The sequence below is a fragment of the Shewanella sairae genome (assembly GCF_023283535.1).
GTDB lineage: Bacteria > Pseudomonadota > Gammaproteobacteria > Enterobacterales > Shewanellaceae > Shewanella > Shewanella sairae.
In genome coordinates this window covers 39,908-62,715 of sequence record NZ_JAKILT010000009.1, presented here as the reverse complement: position 1 = coordinate 62,715, position 22,808 = coordinate 39,908, and the positions used below count along the sequence as shown (strand labels likewise).

18 protein-coding genes and 1 pseudogene are annotated in these 22,808 nt (G+C 43.0%); 3 read left to right on the top strand and 16 right to left on the bottom strand.

Annotated elements, in window-relative coordinates:
- Positions 1-17: 17 nt before the first annotated feature.
- Positions 18-2,678, bottom strand: a complete 2,661-nt coding sequence (locus L2748_RS05495) for a hybrid sensor histidine kinase/response regulator (RefSeq protein ID WP_220778419.1) — start codon at positions 2,676-2,678, stop codon at positions 18-20.
- 102 nt (positions 2,679-2,780) lie between these two features.
- Between L2748_RS05495 and L2748_RS05490 the strand changes: the two genes are divergently transcribed.
- Both L2748_RS05490 and L2748_RS05485 read left to right on the top strand, forming a co-directional pair.
- Positions 2,781-3,278: a hypothetical protein gene (locus L2748_RS05490; RefSeq protein ID WP_220778418.1), complete on the top strand. Its 498-nt coding sequence runs from the start codon at positions 2,781-2,783 to the stop codon at positions 3,276-3,278.
- Between the two features lie 2 nt (positions 3,279-3,280).
- Positions 3,281-4,318: a hypothetical protein gene (locus L2748_RS05485; RefSeq protein ID WP_220778416.1), complete on the top strand. Its 1,038-nt coding sequence runs from the start codon at positions 3,281-3,283 to the stop codon at positions 4,316-4,318.
- 270 nt (positions 4,319-4,588) lie between these two features.
- On the opposite strand, the gene L2748_RS05480 is transcribed toward L2748_RS05485, so the two are convergent.
- The 15 genes and pseudogenes from L2748_RS05480 to L2748_RS05410 all read right to left on the bottom strand — a co-directional run bounded on the left by L2748_RS05480 (position 4,589) and on the right by L2748_RS05410 (position 19,595).
- On the bottom strand, positions 4,589-5,587 hold the full coding sequence (locus L2748_RS05480; protein WP_246616051.1) for a hypothetical protein: 999 nt from the start codon (positions 5,585-5,587) through the stop codon (positions 4,589-4,591).
- A 17-nt stretch (positions 5,588-5,604) separates the two neighbouring features.
- A complete protein-coding gene (locus L2748_RS05475) occupies positions 5,605-7,089 on the bottom strand; it encodes a DUF3131 domain-containing protein (RefSeq protein WP_220778414.1) in 1,485 nt (494 codons plus the stop codon).
- Positions 7,090-7,099: 10 nt separating this feature from the next.
- Positions 7,100-7,426, bottom strand: a complete 327-nt coding sequence (locus L2748_RS05470) for an Hpt domain-containing protein (protein WP_220778413.1) — start codon at positions 7,424-7,426, stop codon at positions 7,100-7,102.
- Positions 7,427-7,460: 34 nt separating this feature from the next.
- Positions 7,461-8,735 (bottom strand): glycosyltransferase family protein, encoded by a 1,275-nt coding sequence (locus L2748_RS05465; RefSeq protein ID WP_246616050.1) that lies wholly within the window; start codon positions 8,733-8,735, stop codon positions 7,461-7,463.
- A gap of 160 nt (positions 8,736-8,895) precedes the next feature.
- Positions 8,896-9,819 carry a hypothetical protein gene (locus L2748_RS05460; RefSeq protein WP_220778411.1) on the bottom strand — a complete coding sequence of 308 codons (924 nt, stop codon included), beginning with the start codon at positions 9,817-9,819 and terminating at the stop codon, positions 8,896-8,898.
- Between the two features lie 86 nt (positions 9,820-9,905).
- Positions 9,906-11,198: a DUF3131 domain-containing protein gene (locus tag L2748_RS05455; RefSeq protein ID WP_246616049.1), complete on the bottom strand. Its 1,293-nt coding sequence runs from the start codon at positions 11,196-11,198 to the stop codon at positions 9,906-9,908.
- 8 nt (positions 11,199-11,206) lie between these two features.
- Complete coding sequence (locus L2748_RS05450) at positions 11,207-12,601, bottom strand: DUF3131 domain-containing protein (protein WP_220778410.1); 1,395 nt, start codon at positions 12,599-12,601, stop codon at positions 11,207-11,209.
- Between the two features lie 10 nt (positions 12,602-12,611).
- The gene (locus L2748_RS05445; protein WP_220778409.1) at positions 12,612-13,937 is read right to left on the bottom strand and encodes a DUF3131 domain-containing protein; all 1,326 of its coding nucleotides are present in this window, start codon (positions 13,935-13,937) and stop codon (positions 12,612-12,614) included.
- Positions 13,924-15,267: a glycosyltransferase gene (locus tag L2748_RS05440; RefSeq protein ID WP_246616055.1), complete on the bottom strand. Its 1,344-nt coding sequence runs from the start codon at positions 15,265-15,267 to the stop codon at positions 13,924-13,926. The genes L2748_RS05445 and L2748_RS05440 overlap by 14 nt, the downstream gene beginning before the upstream one ends.
- A gap of 18 nt (positions 15,268-15,285) precedes the next feature.
- Positions 15,286-15,780, bottom strand: a complete 495-nt coding sequence (locus tag L2748_RS05435; protein ID WP_246616048.1) for a glycosyltransferase family protein — start codon at positions 15,778-15,780, stop codon at positions 15,286-15,288.
- 49 nt (positions 15,781-15,829) lie between these two features.
- Positions 15,830-16,255, bottom strand: a complete 426-nt coding sequence (locus L2748_RS05430; protein WP_220778405.1) for an ATP-binding protein — start codon at positions 16,253-16,255, stop codon at positions 15,830-15,832.
- 10 nt (positions 16,256-16,265) lie between these two features.
- Positions 16,266-17,462: a nucleotidyltransferase family protein gene (locus L2748_RS05425; RefSeq protein WP_220778403.1), complete on the bottom strand. Its 1,197-nt coding sequence runs from the start codon at positions 17,460-17,462 to the stop codon at positions 16,266-16,268.
- A 14-nt stretch (positions 17,463-17,476) separates the two neighbouring features.
- Positions 17,477-17,740, bottom strand: a pseudogene (locus L2748_RS05420) (STAS domain-containing protein); the annotation flags it as partial.
- Positions 17,741-17,821: 81 nt separating this feature from the next.
- Positions 17,822-19,021 carry a SpoIIE family protein phosphatase gene (locus tag L2748_RS05415; protein WP_220778401.1) on the bottom strand — a complete coding sequence of 400 codons (1,200 nt, stop codon included), beginning with the start codon at positions 19,019-19,021 and terminating at the stop codon, positions 17,822-17,824.
- Between the two features lie 178 nt (positions 19,022-19,199).
- Entirely contained in the window at positions 19,200-19,595 is a 396-nt protein-coding gene (locus tag L2748_RS05410) for a nitrous oxide-stimulated promoter family protein (protein ID WP_220778399.1), read from the bottom strand.
- Positions 19,596-20,210: 615 nt separating this feature from the next.
- On the opposite strand from L2748_RS05410, the gene L2748_RS05405 reads away from it, so the two are divergent.
- Positions 20,211-22,799: a TonB-dependent receptor gene (locus L2748_RS05405; protein WP_246616047.1), complete on the top strand. Its 2,589-nt coding sequence runs from the start codon at positions 20,211-20,213 to the stop codon at positions 22,797-22,799.
- Positions 22,800-22,808: the final 9 nt, after the last annotated feature.

The window sequence follows — 22,808 nt, the reverse complement described above, 5'->3', positions numbered from 1 at the left end:
TAAAGGTATGCGTATGATCAACTTGCAAGTTTTGGGATTGCTTGGAGTTTATGTAACAAGGCCTCCTTTTTGAATGGTTTTGCTAAGTAATCGTCCATACCTGACTGATAACATTTTTGAATGTCTTGATCTAACACACTAGCCGTCAGTGCAATAATAGGTAATCGCTGCTGTGAATGGTGACTTTCCCATTCACGAATTTTCTCTGTTGCGGTAAAGCCATCCATCACGGGCATCATGCAGTCCATTAGAATGGCGTGGAAAGCTTCACCGGAGCTAATAAACTCAAGGGCTTCTTGTCCGTTATTTGCGATGACAAAGTCAAAGCCTGCTTGTTTAATTAATAACGATGCCACCTTTTGATTCACTAAGTTGTCTTCAACTATCAGTATTACGATGTTGATAGACGCTTTATTATCACCTTGATGCTCACTATTATTAGGTTTTGTTGAATGTGTTTTTCGCCTAATTTCCCGACTTTCAAACCCGTTATGAATCGCATTTTTAAAACGATTCCCTAACAGTGGTAGGGTAATCGTGGCATCTATATTATCTAACGTTCGCTTCTCTGCAGCAGTATTGATAGCCACGGTAAAGATGTCTTTTTGCTCAATTAACTCTGGAACTTTTGAGATGACATCCCTACCTGATGAAAAGTTGTCAATAAAGAGCAAGTCAAAGTTCTGTTTATCCTGCATAAGGTCGAAGCAAGATTGGTAAAAATAGTTGATTGTGAAATGATTATTTTGACACTCTTGCTGTAGCTGTTTAACGAGCTCGCGATCGCTAGAGATTAGAGCGCTAGTTAAGTTGTCGAACTCATTAGACACCGGCTTATTCATAGTAATAATTTGCGATTTTAAACTGATAGAAAAGCAACAGCCTTCGCCTTTGACTGAGGTTATACCGATATCGCCGCCCATAAGCTCAACTAACTGTTTACATATTGCTAGGCCCAGGCCTGTGCCACCAAACTGACGGGTAATAGTGTCATCTTCTTGAGTGAATGGAGAGAAGATATGTTGCTGTTTGTCTTCGGCAATACCGATACCTGAGTCATGAATGCTGATTGTCATGTCGGTATAACCTGCAGAGTCATTTTCGCAAACGACAACAACTTTTATTCCGCCTTCATTGGTAAATTTCACTGCGTTAGACAGTAAGTTCATGAGTACTTGCCTCATGCGATGTTCATCAAGTGAAACAAGGTAAGGAGCGCTGTCGTCTATCTCTACGTCTAGGGCGAGCTTTTTTTCTGTTACTTTAGCCAAAACCATGGTTAAGGTGTCATAGACAATTTCGGTGATATTGGCATCTGTATTGGTAATAGATAAGTTGCCAGATTCTATTTTAGAAAGATCGAGTATGTCGTTAATGAGTAACAAAAGGGTTTGTGATGAGGTTTCAATGGTCTGCAGGTATTCATTTTGAATAGCTGTAAGCTTTGTGCCCGCCATAATATCTGACATGCCGATAATGCCGTTTAAAGGCGTTCTAATCTCATGCGACATATTAGCCAGAAATGAGCTTTTAGCTTGGTTAGCCTTCTCCGCTTCAGATTTAGCGCGTAGTATTTTTTGTTCATTCTGGTGCCGTTCTAAAATAAGGTTGTTTAGCTTAGCGGAGAAAAAGCTCAGTTCATCTTGACCGGTTTCATTAATCTTTAGCGAATAGTCATGAGTTTCTTCAATCTGTGACATGGTTTTGATGACATGGCGTAAGTAATTAATAATACGTTTATATAAGTTGGCTCCAATCAGTCCAATAATCATTAACGAGACAAATAACGCCCCACAAAACAGCGTGATTAACTGTTTGGATTGCGCTATTTCATGATGAATATTATTGGTGAGTTGCTCGGAAAATGTATTGACCACATATTGAATTTTGCTCAATCGTTGACTGAAAGCGGCTAAACTTAGCTGGGGATCACCCGCTAAAGTTGTACCATTTAAAATATCGCTTCTTAATTTATAGCTTTGCTCAAAGGCTTTATCTGAGAATGTATTGAGTAGCAGGGTAACTTGCTCAGGTTTAGCATTGATATCAATAAAGCGCTCAACATAAAGCTGTTGGCGCTCGGTAATGGTATTGAGTTGGCTGAGTAGCTCTGTGTTGCTGCGGTTTAGCAGTAATTGATTTATTAACCACTTTTCTTCTGTGGACCAAATCGATAGCCACTTTAATTGGTACAGAATTGCCAGCTCGCGGTTTATTTCTTCATTAACGTTAGAGCGATCCTTTTCCAATATTGTTAATGCTTGTATTTGCAACTCACTAAACCAAGTTGACCAATCTGCCAAGCCATCGGTACCAACTTCTGGTAATTCATCTAATGCGCTACGAGTACTATCGAGCCATGATTGCATCTCCAAATTATGTTTTGTGGAGAACGTTTTTGGCAGCAAGGTTTCGAGTGACGCTAGAGAGCTAGAGTATTGGGGGGGATCTGTATAAGCCCCACCACGAAACAAGATTTCACGTGCTTGATTGATGCTGTTATTAAGTAAAGAGAAAGAGTGTAAGAAGTCAATTTTGCTATTCAGTGCGTTTAGCGCCTGCACATTATTTCGCTGTTTGTTTATTTCTAATCCAGATAAAAATGACGCAAAGATGAGTGGCAAGAGTACTAAAGCCAACATCCGTGTTTTTATTGAGAAGTGATTCAATAAGTTCATTTCTACTCCATGAATTGAACAAGTTAGCAGCAATCTTGTAGTTTAAACTATGCTTGACTATATTCAGCATAGTACAAAAACTATCTAGGATTGAGGTTTTTAATGTTTAAGGGATTAAACGAGCTTACTCGGCTTTTGAATGGTCGATTACTTTTCTTACTTTTCTTACTTTTATGTTGTAGTGCGTCTCCTTATGCCTCCGCGGTAGTTGTTGAAGATGGTGATGTTGAGTTCGCTATTTTTAGTCTTAATAATGAATTACCGCCGCTGAGTAAGAATAAAGCTCGGATGCTGTATCGTGGAAAGTCTAAAAAGATTTCTGGCAGCTTGAAGATCGTTTTAGTCGACCTGCCAGAGGCATCTATTCATCGTGAAGATTTTTATAAAATGCTGTTGGGCAAGTCTGTTTCTCAAATGAATGGCTATTGGGCTGGACTGGCTTTTTCTGGCAAAGGTTCCCCACCTGAAGAGCTTGATAGTGACGATATTAAACAAATTTTAAAATGGTTAAACGATAACCCTAATGGCATTGCCTACGCTCCAATCGAGTCTGTACCGGATGAAGTGAATATATTAATAACTGTGCCACAGGGAGAGTAGACATGTTATTGAATCGATTACTTTTAGTCACCTTATCATTGTTAATACTGGCCCCTGCTGAAGCTGGGATTGAGTTAACCGAAAATATTCAATTAAGTGGCTTTGGCTCTACGGCGATCAGTAAAACGGATAACAGAACACCACTGTTTATTAGCCGTGAAATTGTTGATGAGGCTTGCTATGACTGCGATACCATTTTTGGCTTACAGCTGGATATTGATATCGCCGATAATTTTGGCGCTTCAGGTCAGGTGGTTAAGCGGACGCAAGATCACTGGAGCGATCCTGAATTAGAATGGGCCTATTTATCCTATGAATATGATGACTTTGAGGTTAGAGCTGGGCGTTTACGCTTACCGCTCTTTTTAGTGTCTGAGTATTATTATGTGGGTCAGGCTTACCCTTGGGCGCGCCCGCCGCAAGAGGTGTACGACAGCATTTTGGGCTTTACTTCTTACGACGGAGTTTCGCTTGCATGGAACTATGAATTGTCCGACGGATTACAACTAACCGTATCGCCTTACTATGGCTTTGAACGAGTCAATAAAGTCGATTTAGGTGTTGTCGCATTGGAGTTTGATACTGATTATATGGCGGGTATCTATGTTGACTTGGTTGGATTCAACTACCGTATTCATAGCGGTTTTATGCAGGCGAAATATCAACAACGCCCAAGCCCGATAGTAGAAAAACTGGATGTATATACTCTGGGGGGGGAATATAGTTACGATTCTTGGCAATGGATGGCTGAAATTGAAATTGATCGAATTCAAACTAATTGGTACGCCTCTATTATCTATGCTTTCGATGCTTTCTCTCCTTATTTCACTTACGCCGAAAGCCACCAGTCTCGTAAAAGTAAGGCGGGGGCTTTAGGCCTAAGATACGATGCGACATCTACTATTTCATTGAACTTAGAATACCAAATGATTTTTTCTACTGAGGAGGGCAACCGCGGTCAATTTGTCACGTCGCCATTGGTTTATGGTGAAAGCTCTGATGTCGACCTCGTTACCCTTAGCGTTAACTTTGTATTTTGAACATGGGTAATATTACCTTTTGGCTTAGCTTTTACTTATTGATGTTGGTGCTCGCTATCATTATTGGGCATAGTAAAGGCAACATAGTGGCTGGAGCGTTATTGGGCTATGTATTAGGTCCAATTGGCGTATTATTATTGTTATTGAGTAAAGATAGGAGGATGCTTCCTTGTCCGGAGTGTCACGCTAAGATCCATCGGCATTCTTATCTTTGTCCTCAGTGCCAGCAAAAGGTGTTGCATCGACTTGAATAACGGCGAGTGAATTGCTTTAAAATTTGAACGAATAACTTAAGCTTATTGAACCGTCTTTAAACCTACCGGTATCCGGTCCTCTATCTGCACTATTCCAGCGATTACCTGAGTAATTATTGTATTGCACAGTAATCGTGCCTGGTCGCCAGTCAAAGTAGCCAAAGCCATAAGTAAAGTCAGGGTTCCAAGGTTGTTTCTGCGCACTATCTAAATAATAAAATGCAGTCGCGTTGACATACCAATTACCGACAATGGAATACTTACAACCTAAACTAACGGTTTGATGTTGCGTTTTATATTCAACACTTTCTAAATCAAAATACTCAGGCGTGTAGTTATAATCAATTTGGCAGCCTATAGCCCCCTTATCGGTAAAAGATAGCCAGTCGATAACGGGTTTAGTGACAGGAAACTTCCAGCCTAAAGACCAAGTACCTTGGGAAAATTCAGTATGTTTAACTCCAGCTTCTGGATTAAATCGGTTACCGCCATAGTTGGAGTACAGTAAGCTAAAAGTGTATGGACGCCAGTCGCTGTAACCAAAAACATAAGTGAAGTCGGGGTTCCACGCTTGCTGCAGATCTTTATCAAAGTAGTGATATGCGGTTGCAGAGATAAACCAGTTACCAATAATGGAGTATTTTAATGATAGGCTAGCGGTGAAGTTTTGATTGCTAGGTCCGGTTGTCGCGTTTGCAGGGATCACGGCTGGAGTGTCTACCAGTGGATAGCCTAAATTGATACTCGAACTCCAACGTTTATACCAAGGTATATCATCAGCCCACAGCTCCGCTGGAAACATAAATGAGCTACTAATCCCATTCCAAATAAGGTCCGCTTCAGTGGTTTTTGGTTCGCTTGGTAATTGGTCGTCGCTATTGAGTACTGCAGGAGAGTGGCTTTGTGGGGCGTGCTTAGCCATTTGGGTCTGATGCTCAGCGGCCCAACACGGAAAAGTGGCTGTTATCGATGTCACTATGAGTAATCTTGTGGTGTATTGCTTGTGGCTACTCATCCCTGAAAAGCACGTTATCAATGACGCTCCCTTTTAATCGTATCCCTAGAGCTTGTTTTGGGGATCTCAGTGTTGGTTCCGGTCTTGGTTTCTGTTTGCAATTCAATTGGCGTAATGGGTAATAAAATTGCTTGTCGATTACGAGATTTAAACCAGAGGCTAACTAAGATCAGTGAGTTAGTATTTATATTATAGGCGGTATTTGTTTTGCCATCGGCATAAAGTCCGGTAGGGATTACGCTATGCCTAGCACTATTGTTAATGACGAGTTGTGCAAGCTGTTCACTGTAGGGTTCATTAAATAGCACACTCATGGCAAAAGCGGCTTTATTGCTAAAGGTCTGGCTGTAGCTAATGGGCTTGCCCGAGTGGGAAACACTCAGCCAAGCTTGCCCTTGGAAAATGATATTATTGTAAAGAAACCAAGGTGATTTACTTAATGAGTCTTCGGCATAAGTGGTGAGTTTATTGGTTTTTTGTGCCTGCTGTTTATGCAGTTTATAAAGTTGTTGTAATTGATCCCAGCATGACTCTTGGTAGCCGATTTCGATAGCAAATAGTAGATAGGGATCGAGTGTAAAAAACGGCAGGTTGCCCTTATCGATAAGCAGTGAAACATCATCGAGTTTAACATTTTCAAGTTTATTACATTTAAAGGCATTATCAACATTGAGCCCCGCTAACTTAAAGCCGGTTGCGGCGTATTGCAAATAACCTAATCGACCTTCTTGGCGAAAATACTCTCTTGTTGAGGTTAATTTGGTGCCATATAAGTTGCCGCCTTTGGTTGCACGAGTTAATTGCCACTTACTTTGTAACTGTTCAACGTTATCCGCTAAGTTTGGTTTGTGGCGTTTTAGTATTTCCAGCCAAATATAGAGGCGACCAAGGTCTAATGCCGACCAACCATTTCCATTAGAAGGTGTGTTGCTCATGCGCCCAGAAGGAAGTGCCGTGCGGGTATCATATTGGCGGTTAGGCAATATTTGATTATATAGAGGCAGCTTGATTAAGGTCTTAAGCATCTTTTCTAGACGAAAGTCAGTCTGCTGCTGGGTATTAACCCCGAGGGCTTCGAGTGCGAGTAACCCTCCCACGCCGCTAGCGACATCCCACATGGTTGTGTGGCTGTATCCTTGTACCGAGTCAATCAGTCCTGTGGTTTCATTCCAGCTTTTATCAAAGTATCGTTTTTCTTTGCTTATCAATAGCTTTTCATGACGATTTAAAGGGATTGTTGTGGTTTGGTTGGCTTGCGGTAATGTTATCTCGCGAGAGGGAGCGACCTTAGCTTGCTGTGCTTTTAATGCTGGTGTGGGAATAACTGCGCGTCGTTGAAAATGTATTTTATTGGGCGGCGGAAGACTCGCTGATTGTTTGATATTTCGTGAAATAGCTTGAGAGGGGGCTGCTAGAGATGTCTCTTGGGCGAAACTCTGGAAAACAGCAAGCAGCAGTAATACCGCAGGGTAATACTTAACTTGTTTAGGCCATGTTCCCATTGAGTCGTATTTATTGCAACATGGTCTTGATTTGCTGATTTATGCGTTGGATTTCACCACAAAGATTCGTAACTGCCGCTTGATCTGGTGTGGTGCCAGCCTGTGAACTTGACTCAACAATCTGTGCCAAGCTCATTGCTTCCTGGGCACACAAGTTACTGAACATGCCCTTGAGTTCGTGAGAGATCTTAAATAGGCCATCTAAGTCTTCGGTTTCATACCTTTGTTGAATAATGCAGTCGCTTTGACCATATTCTTCAAGATAAATGCTTAGTAGCATCTCTACTGTAGAATCATCATCACCGCAAATTGCCTTCAACTCATCCATTTTTATCATAGGTTAATCCTTTACCTTACAGCGACTTACGGGGCTATAGGCTCGATTCAATAGGAGCTAGTTTTACACTGGTTAACCAAGCAGATAATGCTTTAGGTGTCATTAATGCTTCGCTACCCAACTCACAATCTTTAGCGTGAATCAGTTCATCAGGGAGTTTATCAATAATGAGTTCCAGATCGGCAGCGCTACGCACGTGTTCATCAATCAGGTGCGCCATTTCTTTGCTGTAATGGATATTTCTCGCTCTTAGTGCTGTGACTAGACCCTGAAGTAAGGTTAACCAAGTGCTCATAGGGCCTTGGGTGATAGATGCAGACTCGGCAGCAGAATCGATAAAGGCAAATGGTATGGTGGCAATTTTAAGATTATGCTGCATCGCCGCTAAGATCCAATCGGTATCGAATGAAAAATCAAATACGCTTGGATTAGCTAAAATGCAAAATAGTGCTTCTCGGCTAAAGAGCTTATAGGCAGCTTGAGTGTCATGAATGCCTTTTGAAAAAATGCTGGAACCTACCATTCTCTGCATATGACGCAGGGTTTTAATACCCACCCCCCAGCGTTGCTCTTGTTTGACCAATACAGACATAGGGTGTTTGCGATTGCCGAGTACCACTTGCACGTATTGTTCAGTAAAGGGCTGTAAGATGAGCCCGAGCTGCCCCATATGCACTGAATTGTCAGCGTCTGTATATAATACTGCATCGACATTATCTTCTAGAGCTTGCATGCAACCATAAATAATGGCGCCACCTTTTTTAGAGTCATCTACATGTTGTAGTTTTGCCAGCGGTCCTGAGTCGTAAGTAATTCCGTCACTGAGTTTTAATACCTGTATTTTGGCACTGTGCTCTGATTGTTCAGCAATACGTTTAGCAATGACATAGCTGGCATGAGGGCAACCGTCATCAACTGGATATAGCCGCCAATCGACTTGGCTTTGCTGGCAAATCCATTGTAATTGTTGCACTTTATTGAGTAGAGAGTTCTCTCCATTAGGGTTGGTCGTTGATTTGTTGAGTAAACGGTGATGCTCTCCCCACATGGCAAATACGACGCCAACGGTAATAGGTTGTTTGATTTGATTAATCGCTTGTCGTGATAGCACTAATTTAACCGCAAGCTTGAACAGCAGCGGGCAGTCTTCTTTTTGTGATAATAAAATGAGTTGCTCAGGTGAGGTACGTTGAAGAGCAAGTAGTGACTCTGCTAACTCCAGTAGCGCATCTTGATGAGAGGCCTCAGTTAAGTCGAATTGATTACTGGCTGCGCGGTATAGTTGTTCAAGATCTTCTCTAGGAGTCATTATGGGGCATCCTTTCATAACTGTTTCTCTTCCTGAGCTACGGTGTGCTAGCTATAGGTTGACTGCTAAAACCGATACTTTAAGGCTAGTAATAAATGTGAAAAACAGCAAGTTTGCAGTTGATTTCAATAGATATTTTCAACAATAGCTAGTGGTTGATTCATTGTTCCTTGAGTTGTAACTCTTGCTCAACAGGCGAGGGCGGCGGGGTATTTACAATCGGTTCAATTTGGCGTTTTTGAATAGTGCTAACAGTCGGATTTTGGCTTGGTGATAAATTACCTTTCGCCATTGGGCTTTGCTGCGAAGCTGCTGATATGCCTGCTGCAGAGGCATCAACTTTAGTCGCTACTTGTTCAGAGGGGGGCTCTATCGTTGTGGCAGGTTGGCTATCATCAGGTTGCTCTATTGCTTTTGGGGCTAGTGTAAACGACGGCTGCTGCGATACAGTAGTTTGCATGCCAGATAGTTTTCGATTGCCAGATCCCGCGCCTTTTTCGGCTTGCTCTGCCGAGTAGGGGTTATTCACTGGCATAACAGGATGACTTTGTTCAAGTCGATTCAGCCCAATGCGCGGTGAGCTAAATGCAAAGAGTTGCAACTTATCGTCCCACTCTTGTAATACGTTCAGCTCAAGATCAAGAGAAGCATCGATGCCTGCGTTAATATCGTTAACTTGCATGGCGACGGAAAGTTGCGTGTTTGCGGTTTCAAAACGCTGATGTAATTGCTGTTTTAACTCAGACCAGTTAGTGCCGCCTGTGAGTAGGTATCGAGTACTGTCAGCCCAATATTGGTAAGCAATAGGGTCTTGAGCTTTATCAGCGGCAATAGCGGCTAATGAAGCCGCTAAGCCTGCTGATTGCCACATTTGTTGCGGCGATAGCTGTTGTGAATTACTCATAAACAGAATACTGAGTTGATGCCAATGCGCTGCAGCTTGATCATAAGCGCCTTTTTTTAATAGGTAATTGCCTTTACTGAATGGCTTTAAAGATAGGTGTTGCGGTACAGCATATACCACTAGGCTGAACAGCAAGCTTAGGCTGGCAAAAGTGATTATCCAGCGATAGCGTTTACTCATCTGAAAGTCTCCATTAAGCATTTTCCTGGATGGTCAAAACGGGAATTAAAGCGAACGTCACGATATTGTTTGTCGCTATTTGGCTGTTACAACTTACCGACTTTTTTATAGAGCAAGGCTTCCAATACCCCAGCATTAGTCTTTAAGGTAATGCTTTTCTCATAGGCGCTTGAGCGTTCATAACGCCCCTCATACCAGCCGCGTTGAGGGTGATACGTCTCTTGCACTAAGGTAAGTAGCTTTTCGGTATAGTCGGTTTTCCAAAGTGCCCACATTTGAAACGCGACTCGGGTTGAAACTAATGCCAACTGATCATGGCTACTGCCATCTTCAGCTACCGTTATCCAAGGAGTGCCAAGTGCGTAAATGGCATCGTAAACAAAGTAAGGCTCACCGGAGACAACGTGCTCACCTCTGGCGGTATAAATACGTTCTTGTTGCCAGCGGCTTTGCTGCACTAAATAAATAGAGTCGGCCATTGCGGCTAAGTCATCATTGCTATGGGAAGCATCGGATGAACTTAGATCGTCAATATCGTCCCAATTAAACTCCAATCCTAGCCACAGATAGGGGGTACTAAAAACAGGTCTCAGCACATCGGTAAAGCGTGGATCTCTGCCATCGAATAATAAATCGATGCCATTGATAGTAATTACTTCATAGGGTTCGAGGCTTATATTTCTATGGGGAATAATCCCCCAATCTAAGTAGCCATAAGATGCATACTCTTCTATACCCAGTCGTCCCTCTTTGTATGGGTGAACTTGGCCTTGGGAAATATTACCGCCGTATAGCTCACCTTGTTCAGAAACAAGACTACAAAAATTCCACCTCAGTACGCCTTTATCTATATATTCAGCAAATTGTGGGTTGTTTTGTTTGGTTATCGCCAGTGAAATAAGTAAGCGGCCAATATCTATCGCTGACCAGCCAAGTTCTGCACTTTGATTGGCATAATCGACCATGCCTCTATTGCTGGTGGAATAAACTTTATTGGGGACTCCTTGGCGAGTGAGCGGCATGTCTGCCAAAAAATCGATCACCATTGTGAGCCGCTCATCGTGCTCTCGTGATGAAATCAGCTCGAACTGTTTAGCGGCTTGTAATGCAATCAAATAGTCAGCAAGTGAGGTCATATCCATAGTGGGATAATTATCAATAGAATTAACGAGTCCGGTGGCGAGTTGGGTGTTATTACTGAAATAACGCCATGCAGTATTGGCCCACACAAGCTCTTGCTCGTTGAGCTCGCCATGGCGGCCTTGGCGAAGCAGTTGTGACTGATTCACCCCAGAAACGCCAGACTGTACTCCTTGATAGATAAGACCACAGCCTTGTAGGCAAACAACGATTAGCGCTAGCGCACCATATCTCTGCATAAAAGGCCTTATTGCGATGCTAACTGTTTAGGTAAGCATTGGCTTTGATATTCAAAAGGATTATTGAGCGCTTTGTTCCAAAGGCTTGGCGCAGTTTTATCTTGATATTGCAGTAGTTTGCCTTGTTTTTTGTATAGCAAGATCTCTAATAGAATGCCGTTGTTGTTTGAAGTGAAGGTATTGATTAAGCCTGTGCCATTTTCGTAAATACCTTCGTAAAAGCCTTTCTCTCGGTCGTAAACATTACTCACATGCTCAAACAGCAAATCGGTATACTCAGTGTCCCATAATACCCACATACCCATGGCGCCTTTAATCGCTACCGCAGCATATTGAGGTAAGAACTCTCCAGCTTCTGAAATGGTATTCCAAGCAAAGCCATCGGTGTAGATCGTGTCGTAAACGAAGTAGGGCGCGCCCGCTAATTGATGTTCAGTTCGTGCGGTGATAATACCTGTCTCGTGATAACGCTTCTCTTGTACTCGATAGATTTGCAGCGCAAAGTCAGCAACCCAATCGTGACTGTAATCATCGTCGTGGGGAGAACTATCACTGGTGACGTCCCAGCCAAGTTCAATACCATCTAAAACATAACTCTCTGTTACCACATAACTATGAGCTTTGAGTTTACGAGGGTCTCGTGTGTCGTAAGGGATATCATAGCCGTACATGTTGATTGTTGCGTAAGGCTCAGGCATCAATGCTTGTTCAGCATTAAAACCCCACAGCTCAAATCCTTTGGCTGCATATTCTTCATAGCCTAAGCGGCCTTCTTGTAAGTACTGAACTGGTTTACCTGGTTCTAGAAGTGCGCCAAACATGGTGCCGTTTTCATCAACAACATTGCAAAAGTTCCAGCGCAAAACTGCTGAGTCGATAGCACTGGCATATTGGGGAAAACGATGTTTAATGATGTGTAGCCAAATAAGCAGTCGACCAAGATCTAAAGCTGAATAACCAATTTCACCAGGCTGATTGGCATAATCTACTTTCGCAGCATTTTGCGTGTTGTAGGCTTTATTAGGTAGCTCGCCCATAAACAGGTCTATGGTGTTGAGGGTGGTGATAAATTTAGTAAAGCGACGATCAAACTCTTCGCGCTTAACGATACCGAACTCTAGTGCGCTAACCATACCCGCTAAGTAAGATGATGCATCCCACCAGGTGACTGAGGGGTAATTGTTTACTGCATTGACTAGCCCTGTGGACTCTTGATAGTTATTTTCAAAGTACTTCCAAGCAATGGTTGCCATTTCTAGTTCTTTTTCGGTGAGATCACCAGAGCGTGGTTCGGGTGTATCCCAGTGGTTGTGTCGTTTGACTATGTCATTTGAAAAACCTTGATAGCTATTGCCGCACGCCGTCAGGACACATGTTAAGCATAATAGTGGTACTAAGCGCATATAGTCCCCTTTATTGTTGAGCATCAACACCAATATTGAGTAAAGAACCGCTCTGTATATAAGCAAGCGATTCTAGAACGATGCCATTGGTGTTTGCGGTAAGTGTTTTATTAATTTCACCATTGCTTTCATATAGGCCTGAATACCAGCCTTCAGAGTCTGAATTAAGTTGATTGACGCCGTTGATTAACTTGGTGGCATAAGGGGTGTCATATAGCGAGTACCAACCAAAGGCGGCTTTGGTTGAAAGGGTTTTATAAGCAGAAGCATCGGCACCGGTATCTGTAATTGAATTCCACTTTTTGCCATCTGAAAACACTGTGTTGTAAACAAAGTATGGGGCTTGGTCTATGTGGTCTTCGCTTACGGCTGTGAGAATGCCTTTTTGCTGAAAGCGTGCTTCTTGTGCTTTATAAACGCGATACGCAAATACCTTAGAGATACTGTCGCCGCCGAATTCTATACTGTCGAGAATATAAGATTCACTCACAACATAGTTATGCGCATGATATTTGGCAGGATCACGACTATCAGTAGGAATATCTACGCCGTTAATGTTGATAAGCTTTAAGTAGTCAGCATATTTAAGGGCATTAAATACATCGCGTCCCATTAAGCTTAGTGCTTTAGAAGCATATTCTTCATAGCCAATTCGCCCCTCTTGTACTAGCTCTATTGTATTGCTGGCTGAGAGCCTCGAGCCATACATGTATCCATCTATGGTCATCGCGGTAATTTGCCAATGTTCTAATACTGCATTCACTTGACGGTTAAATTGCGGGTATTGCCAGATCAAGATATTCATCGGTACCAATATTCGGCCAATATCAATAGCCGACCAGCCGATGCCGCCTTCTACAGGGGTATTGTCGTAATCAACCATATCTAAGGTTTGAGTGTTGTAGGCTTTGTTGGGGAGTTCGTCTCTTACTAGTGGCAGGCGTGCTAGTGAATTAAGGGCTTTTTCGGTTTTAAGGCTAAATTCTTCAAAGCCTATAACATTGAGCCTATGGGCTGAAATCAAGGCCATTAAATATGAAGCCGTATCCCACATGGTTGTAGATGGGTAACCGTCTACAGAATTGACTAAGCCGGTGTTGTCTTGATAGTTATTTTCAAAGTACTGCCATGCAATATTGGCCCATTGATATTCCTCGTCGGTTAATACCCGACTTTCTCGGAAAGGAATTGGCTCGCTAGGGGTAAACGACAGATTACCTAATACTTGATTGTATTCACGAGTTTCAATGCTAAAGGCAATGACTAAAGCGGTAAAAAGACCGGCTAAAAATACAATGTGGTGGCGCGCTTTAACCCATGAGCTAGTCGATTCCATAATTTAACTCCTCTACGTTTACTTGGCTGGGTTCATTAGATGCTGGTGGTGACCAGCAAGCTGCGGCAATCATCCCCCACATCGCCATCATGTTATTTAAGGCCCAAAAACTATTTAGAATTAAGCCGCCGAGTGAATAGTCGCCAAATAGCTGTGCGCTATAGGCGTACCACGCAAACCCCATGCTGCCAGCACTTAATGCTAGAACTGCAATTTGTGGGAGCACTAAGTGTAAAAATCGTCCTTGCTGTCGGCTTTTCGGCGTGGTGGGGAAGCTGATTTTTTTGCCCCTTAATACCGTCCACAAAGCCTTTAAATTGACAGGGAAAAACGATAAGAAATTGGTTTTTCCCTGATACCCAGCAATACCCCAAGTCCCAACCATCATGGCCAGTTCAGCTGTGATCACAAAGGGGAGAAAGTGCATATAAAAAGTGGTGTCGTAGGCACTCACCGGCGCGATGCTAGTGAGAAAGTAAACAATGGGGCAGGCGAGGAAAATGATATTCCAGATGGCCGATAAATTGGACCAGAAGCTCGCTCCATACATAAACTTCTGTTTGAGACTCATGCCTTTTTTAAACAAAGGGTTATCGTTCATAAAGATATCAATCGAGCCGCCGGAGTATTTAAAACGCTGAACGGTCCAGCTTTGTAAATCTTGTGGAGAGAGCATTTTACTTTCTATCTGCGGGTGCTGAATAGAGCGCCATTGACGTTCAGTATCACTATGCAGAATGAGTGAGGTATAGATATCTTCTGACACATGGAACTTATAGGGAGTAAATTCAGTATCGAAGATGATCTCTTGCCGCAGGTTACTGGAGATACTGCTATCGATTTGTTTCTCTTTAGTCAGCTTACGGATTTGTTTTTCTACCGCGTCATGTTCTTGGCTAATTTGCTGGCTATAGCTACGTAGAGCCGCTTCCATAACAGCTTCTCGGCGGTGAATTGAGCCTGCGCCACAGCAAAATGAAGCGTTAGCCCAATTACGTCGACGCTGAATGACGTCGTAAAACATTTGTGGGTCATTGGCGAATGGGTCTTTACCTAACGTGACAGGGCCGTATAGTTTTTCGAAAGCACTGCCGAGCCAGCCAAATGGCGTGCCTAAGCGACGCTTTAGCCACAAAGGTAAACGCTCACCAGCGGGGAGATCAAAGAACCATTGTGGAGTTTGCACCCATGCAACATCGGGATCTCTAAAATAACCTAAGGTGTTAGCTAGCATGGTCGGGAAGGGGCGAGTATCAGCATCGCAGATAACAATAAAATCGCCGTAGGTTTGCTCTAAGGCATTCCTTAAGTTACCCGCTTTGTAGCCAATATTGTTGTCTCGAGTAATTTATTCAACGTTGAGAGCTGCAGCTAGTTGCGCCATTTCGGGTCTTTTTCCGTCATCGAGAATGAAGATCCGCATTTCAATGTTGTGTGGGTAGGCTACTTTGAGCGCATCTTTAATGCTCAAAGCGACTAGCTCTGGCTCTTCATCATAAGTGGGAAATAGAATATCGACACTTATAGGCCTGTCATCCATTGGCTCTTTGATACATTGATTGATAGAGCTAGGTGGGCTTTTTTGCGGTTCGTCTTTGGTTTTCCAAAGATTAAAAGTAAATAAAATTGTGCCGATAAATGCGCATGACTCGGCAAAAGCCAATGGTAGCGAAAACCACATGGCGTCATAGTTTAAAGCAAAGCCCCAGCGCCAAATTAAGTACCATAAACCGAGGCAAATATTGCAGGTTGCTAGGTATTGATAGAGCAGCTCTCTTGGCAGACTATAAGGCGTCGCTTGTGGCGGTTTACGCTTTTCAAACTCGCTGAAGTAAAAATCCATCTAGCTGCTCTCCATATTGATACTGATAGCTCTATAACTCACTGTAGGTTTAGCTGGTTTTCTTCAAGAGTTTGAATGTGTTTTTGCTTTTATCTGATATGTATTCCATTGAATCTGTCAGTTGCAGGATGATTTTGAGTCCTCTTTTGCTTTGCAACCACGTTGATGGGTCATCTGTTAGGGGTTCAATAAAATCTGCCGTTGGAAGGTTTTTTAGAATGTCAGGTGGCATTGGGCTGCCATAATCCGATACTTCAATGCTGAGCTGGGAAGTAATATCGAACGCCGCACCTTCAGTATTGCCGTAGGCATGTTCAAATACATTATTCACTAACTCGACTAAGCACAGCTCCATTTGGCCTGCAATGCATACGTCAATGTTGAGCTGTTGCCAAAAAGGCACAATATCAGCAGCGACCATACGTGAAGCATCTAAGCTACATGAATACTGCTTGTGAAACGTCCTTGTCTGCACTTGAGGCTCCCTATTTAACTTGTTGTAGCGGAGTGGTGCTTGGTGTAAGTCGCAGAGGCTCTTCTTTGTATATTGAACCTAATCCGGTTCTGCCGAGTAAAGGTCGAGACACATTGCGATTTTTTAGGATGTGCACATATTGGCAATCTTCTAGCACTTGGGTGTAACCATCATGGCCTAGCAAGTAATCACCAAACATGGTTTTATTCACAATATAGGCGTCGTCAGCTAAGTGAATATAATCACAAATGAGGGTGTTACTCACCAAGCTCTTACTTTCAACTTTACAGTTAGCGCCAATCACGGCAGGCCCTATGATGGTGGCACCATCTTGAATTTCACAACCACTGCTAATAATGACTGGTGGAGTGATTTTGCATTGACTGATATCGACTCGAGTATTGATACCGACCCAAACGCCAGGAGTAACCTGAGTGCCGGGGATCGGGTATCCCTTTACCTTGCCATTAAGTATGTCGCTGGTGACTTCCCAAACATCTTTGACCTTACCGACATCAAGCCATTGAAAGTCCATGTTGACGGCATAGAAATTAGCTTGCCTTTCCACCAGAAGAGGAAATAAATCACTACCGATATCAAATTCGATATCTTTAGGGATGAAGTCAAAGATGGCGGGTTCAAAGATATAAATACCAGTATTAATCTTATTTGAGAGCGCTTCTTCTTCGGCGGGTTTTTCTTGAAAGCTGGTGACCTGATTATACTTGTCGGTAACGACAACGCCGTACTTACTCACTTCAGAGCTTTCAACTTCGCGAGTAATAATGGTGGCGAGCCCACCATGTTTTTTATGATGTTCTATGGCTTCTTTTAGGTCGAGATCGATCCAGGCATCGCCACAAACCACCACAAAAGTTTCATCAAAAAAGCCAGAGAAGTCTTGGATCTTGCGCATCCCGCCAGCGCTGCCTAGCGCTTGCGTAATAAACTCACCTTCAACTTCTTTGGCTTCATAGGAGTATGAAAGTTGCACATTGAAGTGGTGACCGTCGCCAAAGTAGTTTTCGATGATTTCTGCTAAATGGCTAGTATTGACCACAATTTTATCGATGCCATGTTTAGCAAAGAGTTGAATCATAGACTCCATTACAGGTTTGCCTAAGATTGGCACCATTGGCTTAGGAATAGCGGAAGAGATAGGTTTTATGCGAGTGCCTTTCCCTGCGGCGAGTATCATTCCTTTCATTACGCGTCCCTCTTTTATGCTGTTGCTGCTACGGCGGCTTCGATAGTTGGATGACTTAAAATAAGCTTGTCCATACGAGTGAGCTTTAACAGATCTAATATGGGTTTTTGTGGGTTTACGATGCTTATTTTGGTATTTCGAAGCATCTTGTATGCCCCCATTACTGCGCCGAGTCCACTGCTATCCATAAAGCGAACATTGCCTAGATCTAAAACCAAGTGTTCGCGAATACTGACTTTGTTTGACTCAAGTTGTTCACGAAAAGAGGGAGCAAGTTTAGCGTCGAATCTCGCTTAATTAACTTGAATAACCGTATATTGACCTTTTTCTATAATTTCAAATTGCATGGTATTTCCTCTTTAATTCCCTTTCCACTCAAAGGCTAATAGGCTGATGTCGTCATCAAACTGTTCAATGTCACACCAGTTTTTAACGATATTGGCTATGGATTCGGTTTGTTCTTTCGCAGGTATTGGGGCGAGTTGCTCTACTAAGTTTTTTAGCCCAGCCTCAGAGTATTGTTGGTTATCTGCGGACTCTGCTTCAGTGATGCCGTCTGAGTATAAAAAGATACGGTCACCTGGGCTTAGTTGTACTTGTTCTGTTTTATAGGAGGCAAAATCAAACATGCCGGCGACAAAACTGTCTTGCTCAATAAAGCTGGAAGATTGTCGCTCGGTTTGCAGCCAGATCATCGGGGGATGACCTGCGCTAGCATAGCTGAGTGTGCCATTGCGGATATTGAGTACGGCATAAACCATAGTGAAGTAGAGGTTGTTATTATCTTGGCTGAGATAGCTTTGATTAAGCCTTGATAGGACTTCACTCGGATCCCTTAGCATATAAAATGGATCGGTATCTTTTTTACTTTTTACATTTGAATGGGTGCCGGTATTGGCGCTGATACTTTGTTGAATAGCAAAAGACATCAGCGCTGAGGCAACCCCGTGCCCTGCTACATCAAACAGATAAATGGCGACATGTTCTTCGTCTAGTTGCATACACCCGAGCATATCACCACCAATTTGGGCACTCGGAACGTGGGTGTAATACAGCTCCATGCCAGGAAAAGTCGTTTGTCGAGGTAGCATGCGTTGAATAAGCGTATTGGCTGAATCTAGATCTTGGTGAATCGTGGCATAGGCACGATCGAGTTCGATGTTTTTAGCCACTAATTGATTGTGAAGTTCTAAGGTCCTAAAACCGGCTTTGAGTCGCGCATCGAGTTCGTTAATGTTGGTTTCTTTGGCAACAAAATCATCAGCACCGGCATTGATGCCCTCAACAATGGACTCATCATCGCGGCCAGAGAGGAGGACGAAGAAAATATAACGATCGTAATCGGGAGATTTTACGTGAAAGCATAATTCGATGCCGTTGAGCTCGGGCATCATCCAATCACTTAATACCAGCTGAATAGAGGGGTGTTGTTTAAGCTGGTTAAGTGCATCAATGCCATTGATGGCTGTGACGACCTGATAGCCTCTCGAAGACAGCTTATTAGTCATCAGCAATTGCATGACCTTGTTATCTTCAACGAGTAGTATTTCTTTGCTCAAACTTTCAGCCTCCGTGCTGCATCGTTTTGCTAAGCTAAATTAGCCTCAGGTCCAAATAAGTCCTTTTACTTTTCAAAAGTCTAGTAGTGAATTTTCGATACAGCAAGCCGATGGCAAATACAGAGGTAAATGCCAATAAGATTTAGTTATTGAGTAACTTATAGGGAGACGTTAAAGATTATTCTTTATCGTTTAAATTAAGGCGCTGGTGGCGGTTTGAATGGGATTTTGGTGGTTTACCCGGTGCATCTTTACGCTCAGACATTAAGTGTTTAATCGCCATAATAGGATGAGGGATTAGCATTCTAGGGCCTGCAAAAATCATAATTTCACGGGCTTTTTCTTTCATATGAGGTTTATAGCAATGAACAGGGCACTTATTACAAGTTGGTTTTTCTTGGCCGTAAGGGCAACGATCTAAACGAATATGAGCGTATTCAATAAATTCATGGCATGCAGAGCAAGGGTGACAAGCAGCATCTTTATGATGTGCTTTACAGTAGATTTTCACCATAGCCGAAATAGTTTCAAATTCACGGAGAAGTTTGCCACTGAGAAGTTGTTCAAAAGCCATGAGATACCTTACTAGGTTACTGGGTTATTAGTATAATAAGAGGCTTAGTATGGACTGACAAAATATAAGCGTGAAACTTTGAAGATGTGCACAAAATAGTGGTTTTAGCTCGCGCGATTAACGGCAATTGATAGCCTGTCGTTGCTTTAAATCGAGATTATGCTGCAGAAGGATAAATTACGCTTGTCAGAGTGATTCAGGCTGGCTTAAAATCCGCCGCGGCATTTCTATGCTGTAACGTTTCTGGATAAATCATTAAGTAATATAAGCAAGCAGTTACCGGTGACTGCTTGGATATTCTTGCTGCATAAAAAACTAGAAACTGGAGCTTACTTTAGTAAGACATATTTTGAGCTATTGCCTTTTATAGTAGGGCTAAACATAAGGCTGATGGCTAGCAAAGATGATAGTTAACTTCCAATGCACCTTCCTTAAGTCGCTTGTAAGTCTACAGGCATCAAAATAATTCGTTTTATACGCAGAAGTTATCTTGGTGACTTCTGATGTTTGCGTTGTGCTAGATAAAGCGCCGTAGTTAATACATGTGACACCACCTTAAAAATGATAATTAATACTCATAAACATCCCGCATTACAGCTTTGGGGGATAGCTCCATTGATCGCCAAAGGTTATAAACGACTGGCTATAGCCCTTTTAAGTAGCCTATTACCGACTTTTTGGGTGCAAGCTCAACTTCATCATCCTACTGCAGAAGATTCAATTGAAATCATTGAGGTGCGTGGGATCCTGGCTTCGATGAAAGCATCAATTAATAGCAAAAGATTTGCTGACGCCGTCATTGATACGGTGAAGGCCGAAGATATCGGTAAATTTCCTGATAGTGATGTGGCTGAGGCGTTAGCTAGAGTGCCCGGTGTTGCGGTTAACCGTCAATTTGGTCAAGGGCAGCAGGTATCAATTCGTGGCGCGTCGAATCAGCTAACCAGCACTTTGTTAAACGGGCACACTATTGCTTCAACGGGTTGGTTTGATCAACAGGCAACCGATCGTAGTTTTAATTACTCACTTTTACCGCCCGAAATGGTCGGCGAGATTGAGGTATATAAGTCATCACAGGCTGATATTGCCGAAGGTGGGGTTGGTGGTACGGTCATCATTAATAGCCGCAAACCACTGGACTTAGAAGCCAACTCTATTTTCTTTAGCACCCATCAAGATTATGGCAGCGTGTCGGAGCAAGTCGATCCGGAGTTCTCAGGCTTATACAGCTGGAAGAGCAGGGATGAAAGTTTTGGGGTATTGTTGGCTGTCGCAGATGCACAGACACGTTATCAACGTAATGGTATCGAGTCGCAAATAGGTTGGGGTGATATTGTGCCAACCACATTTGAGCAGCAGCGTGAGCGCACAGCATTCAATGCCGCAATACAATATCAGGCAAGCGATAACCTGTTGTTTGGTTTAGATGTGATGCGGCTTGATATGCAGGCAAACAACGCTAATACCTCGCTTTTTCTGATGTTTCCCGATGATAAAGATGCCGCTTGTGAGCAACGAAATGAAGCGGGAACTTGTATTTTCTATCGTCGCGATGCTGATGATGTTAATCCCGGCTGGGCACAAACTTGGGTGCGAGAAGCCAGCATGGATTCAAACACTTACGATTTAGACTTTACCTATGAAAATGATCATTTTACCTTGGAAGGCCTGCTGGGTAACACGCAATCTGAAGGTGGCACCAATACCACTGCAAACTATGGCTTTTGGTTAGGTCAAGCCAGTGATTTTGCCGGTACTTATGATGCTACCGGGGATGTGATCAATATTGATATCGCAGACAAAACATTTGATGCGGATGACTTTAATGGCCCGTTAGCCCCTGAAAGCTGGTCGCTGCGCAAGCAGCCCAACTCGGATCAAGAGACCTATGCTAAGTTGGACTTTACGCTGCCAGTCGAATTGGGGTTAATCAGTGCATTTAAAATGGGAGTAAGCTGGGCTGACCACGATGTGAAGCAAGAGTCTTTTGAAGGGATAGTTAACCCTAATGTGATGGCAAAGCATGCATCCGCCTATTACTCTGGCACTGTGTCATCCGGTGGTGGGTTTGTGCTGCCAAAGCCCATTTTCGATGCAATGCTCAATGATGCTAAAGCGGCAATCAGTCACTTCGATAGTGAAGGTCAGGTTTATAAATCGGGTTATGGCACCATTAAGGAAGAGAACTTAGCTGTGTATGTTATGGCGAACTTTGAGTCTGAGCGTTGGCGAGGAAACATGGGGTTACGCTATGTTGAAACACATGTCGCGTCTGACTTTTACCAGCTTAACGCTGATGGGCAATATGCGGATGAGCTCAGTACTTTGCAGGGGCATTATCGTGACATACTGCCGAGCATTAATCTTGCTTATCACATAAGTGATAGTGTGATTATTCGTGCTGCAGCGGCTAAAGTGATTTCTCGCCCTAATTATGACGATATGTTTGCTTCCTCGGCGCTTGCGGGCTTTGCTGATGGAATTCCAAATAATGAAGTCGTTGATAAAGGTAATGTCGCACTTGATCCTTTTCAAGCGACACAGGCTGAATTGGGCGCAGAATGGTACTTTAACTCCCAAAGTTTGCTAGCTGCGACCTATTTTATTAAGCGTATCGATTCTTTCGTGACATCTGAGCAACTGCTAGATCAAAGCATTGGTATTGTTGATCCTGATACCGGTGACGACAACTGGACTGTGTCGACCAAAAAGAATGGCTCCGGGGGGCATATACAAGGTATTGAACTGCAGTTACAGAGTAGTTTTGACAATGGTCTTGGCTATGCGGTGAATTATACTTTTGCCGATTCAGATGCTCCAGCGAGTTATTATCCCGATCAGCTTGGTGTGTTTTCTGATTCGTCTAAGCATACTGTTAATTTGGTGACTTACTATGAGACTGATGATTTTTCTACTCGTCTGGCTTACAACTGGCGCAGTGAATATATGATCCGTGAGCTTCCTGGTTACTACGGCAATCGAGAGCATCAGGCATACGGGACGGTGGATTTTAGTAGTGCTTACCATGTTACCGACTATCTCGCCTTGACGTTTGAAGTGGTTAACTTATTGGCTGCAGACAGTGTTCAATTAGGTGTAGCGCCGGAGTCTGCTGATGTGAAGCCAGAATTTAAAAATAACTACCCGGTATTTAGTGCTGAAGGTGAAGCGCGTTATAAATTAGGCCTAGCGGTACGCTTTTAAGGTTGGGTT

What these genes read in the sequence shown, in the direction of transcription:
- L2748_RS05495 (WP_220778419.1), bottom strand. Translation starts at nt 2,678, where the DNA reads ATGAACTTATTGAATCACTTCTCAATAAAAACACGGATGTTGGCTTTA.
- L2748_RS05490 (WP_220778418.1), top strand. Translation starts at nt 2,781, where the DNA reads ATGTTTAAGGGATTAAACGAGCTTACTCGGCTTTTGAATGGTCGATTA.
- L2748_RS05485 (WP_220778416.1), top strand. Translation starts at nt 3,281, where the DNA reads ATGTTATTGAATCGATTACTTTTAGTCACCTTATCATTGTTAATACTG.
- L2748_RS05480 (WP_246616051.1), bottom strand. Translation starts at nt 5,587, where the DNA reads ATGAGTAGCCACAAGCAATACACCACAAGATTACTCATAGTGACATCG.
- L2748_RS05475 (WP_220778414.1), bottom strand. Translation starts at nt 7,089, where the DNA reads ATGGGAACATGGCCTAAACAAGTTAAGTATTACCCTGCGGTATTACTG.
- L2748_RS05470 (WP_220778413.1), bottom strand. Translation starts at nt 7,426, where the DNA reads ATGATAAAAATGGATGAGTTGAAGGCAATTTGCGGTGATGATGATTCT.
- L2748_RS05465 (WP_246616050.1), bottom strand. Translation starts at nt 8,735, where the DNA reads ATGACTCCTAGAGAAGATCTTGAACAACTATACCGCGCAGCCAGTAAT.
- L2748_RS05460 (WP_220778411.1), bottom strand. Translation starts at nt 9,819, where the DNA reads ATGAGTAAACGCTATCGCTGGATAATCACTTTTGCCAGCCTAAGCTTG.
- L2748_RS05455 (WP_246616049.1), bottom strand. Translation starts at nt 11,198, where the DNA reads ATGCAGAGATATGGTGCGCTAGCGCTAATCGTTGTTTGCCTACAAGGC.
- L2748_RS05450 (WP_220778410.1), bottom strand. Translation starts at nt 12,601, where the DNA reads ATGCGCTTAGTACCACTATTATGCTTAACATGTGTCCTGACGGCGTGC.
- L2748_RS05445 (WP_220778409.1), bottom strand. Translation starts at nt 13,937, where the DNA reads ATGGAATCGACTAGCTCATGGGTTAAAGCGCGCCACCACATTGTATTT.
- L2748_RS05435 (WP_246616048.1), bottom strand. Translation starts at nt 15,780, where the DNA reads ATGGATTTTTACTTCAGCGAGTTTGAAAAGCGTAAACCGCCACAAGCG.
- L2748_RS05425 (WP_220778403.1), bottom strand. Translation starts at nt 17,462, where the DNA reads ATGAAAGGAATGATACTCGCCGCAGGGAAAGGCACTCGCATAAAACCT.
- L2748_RS05410 (WP_220778399.1), bottom strand. Translation starts at nt 19,595, where the DNA reads ATGGCTTTTGAACAACTTCTCAGTGGCAAACTTCTCCGTGAATTTGAA.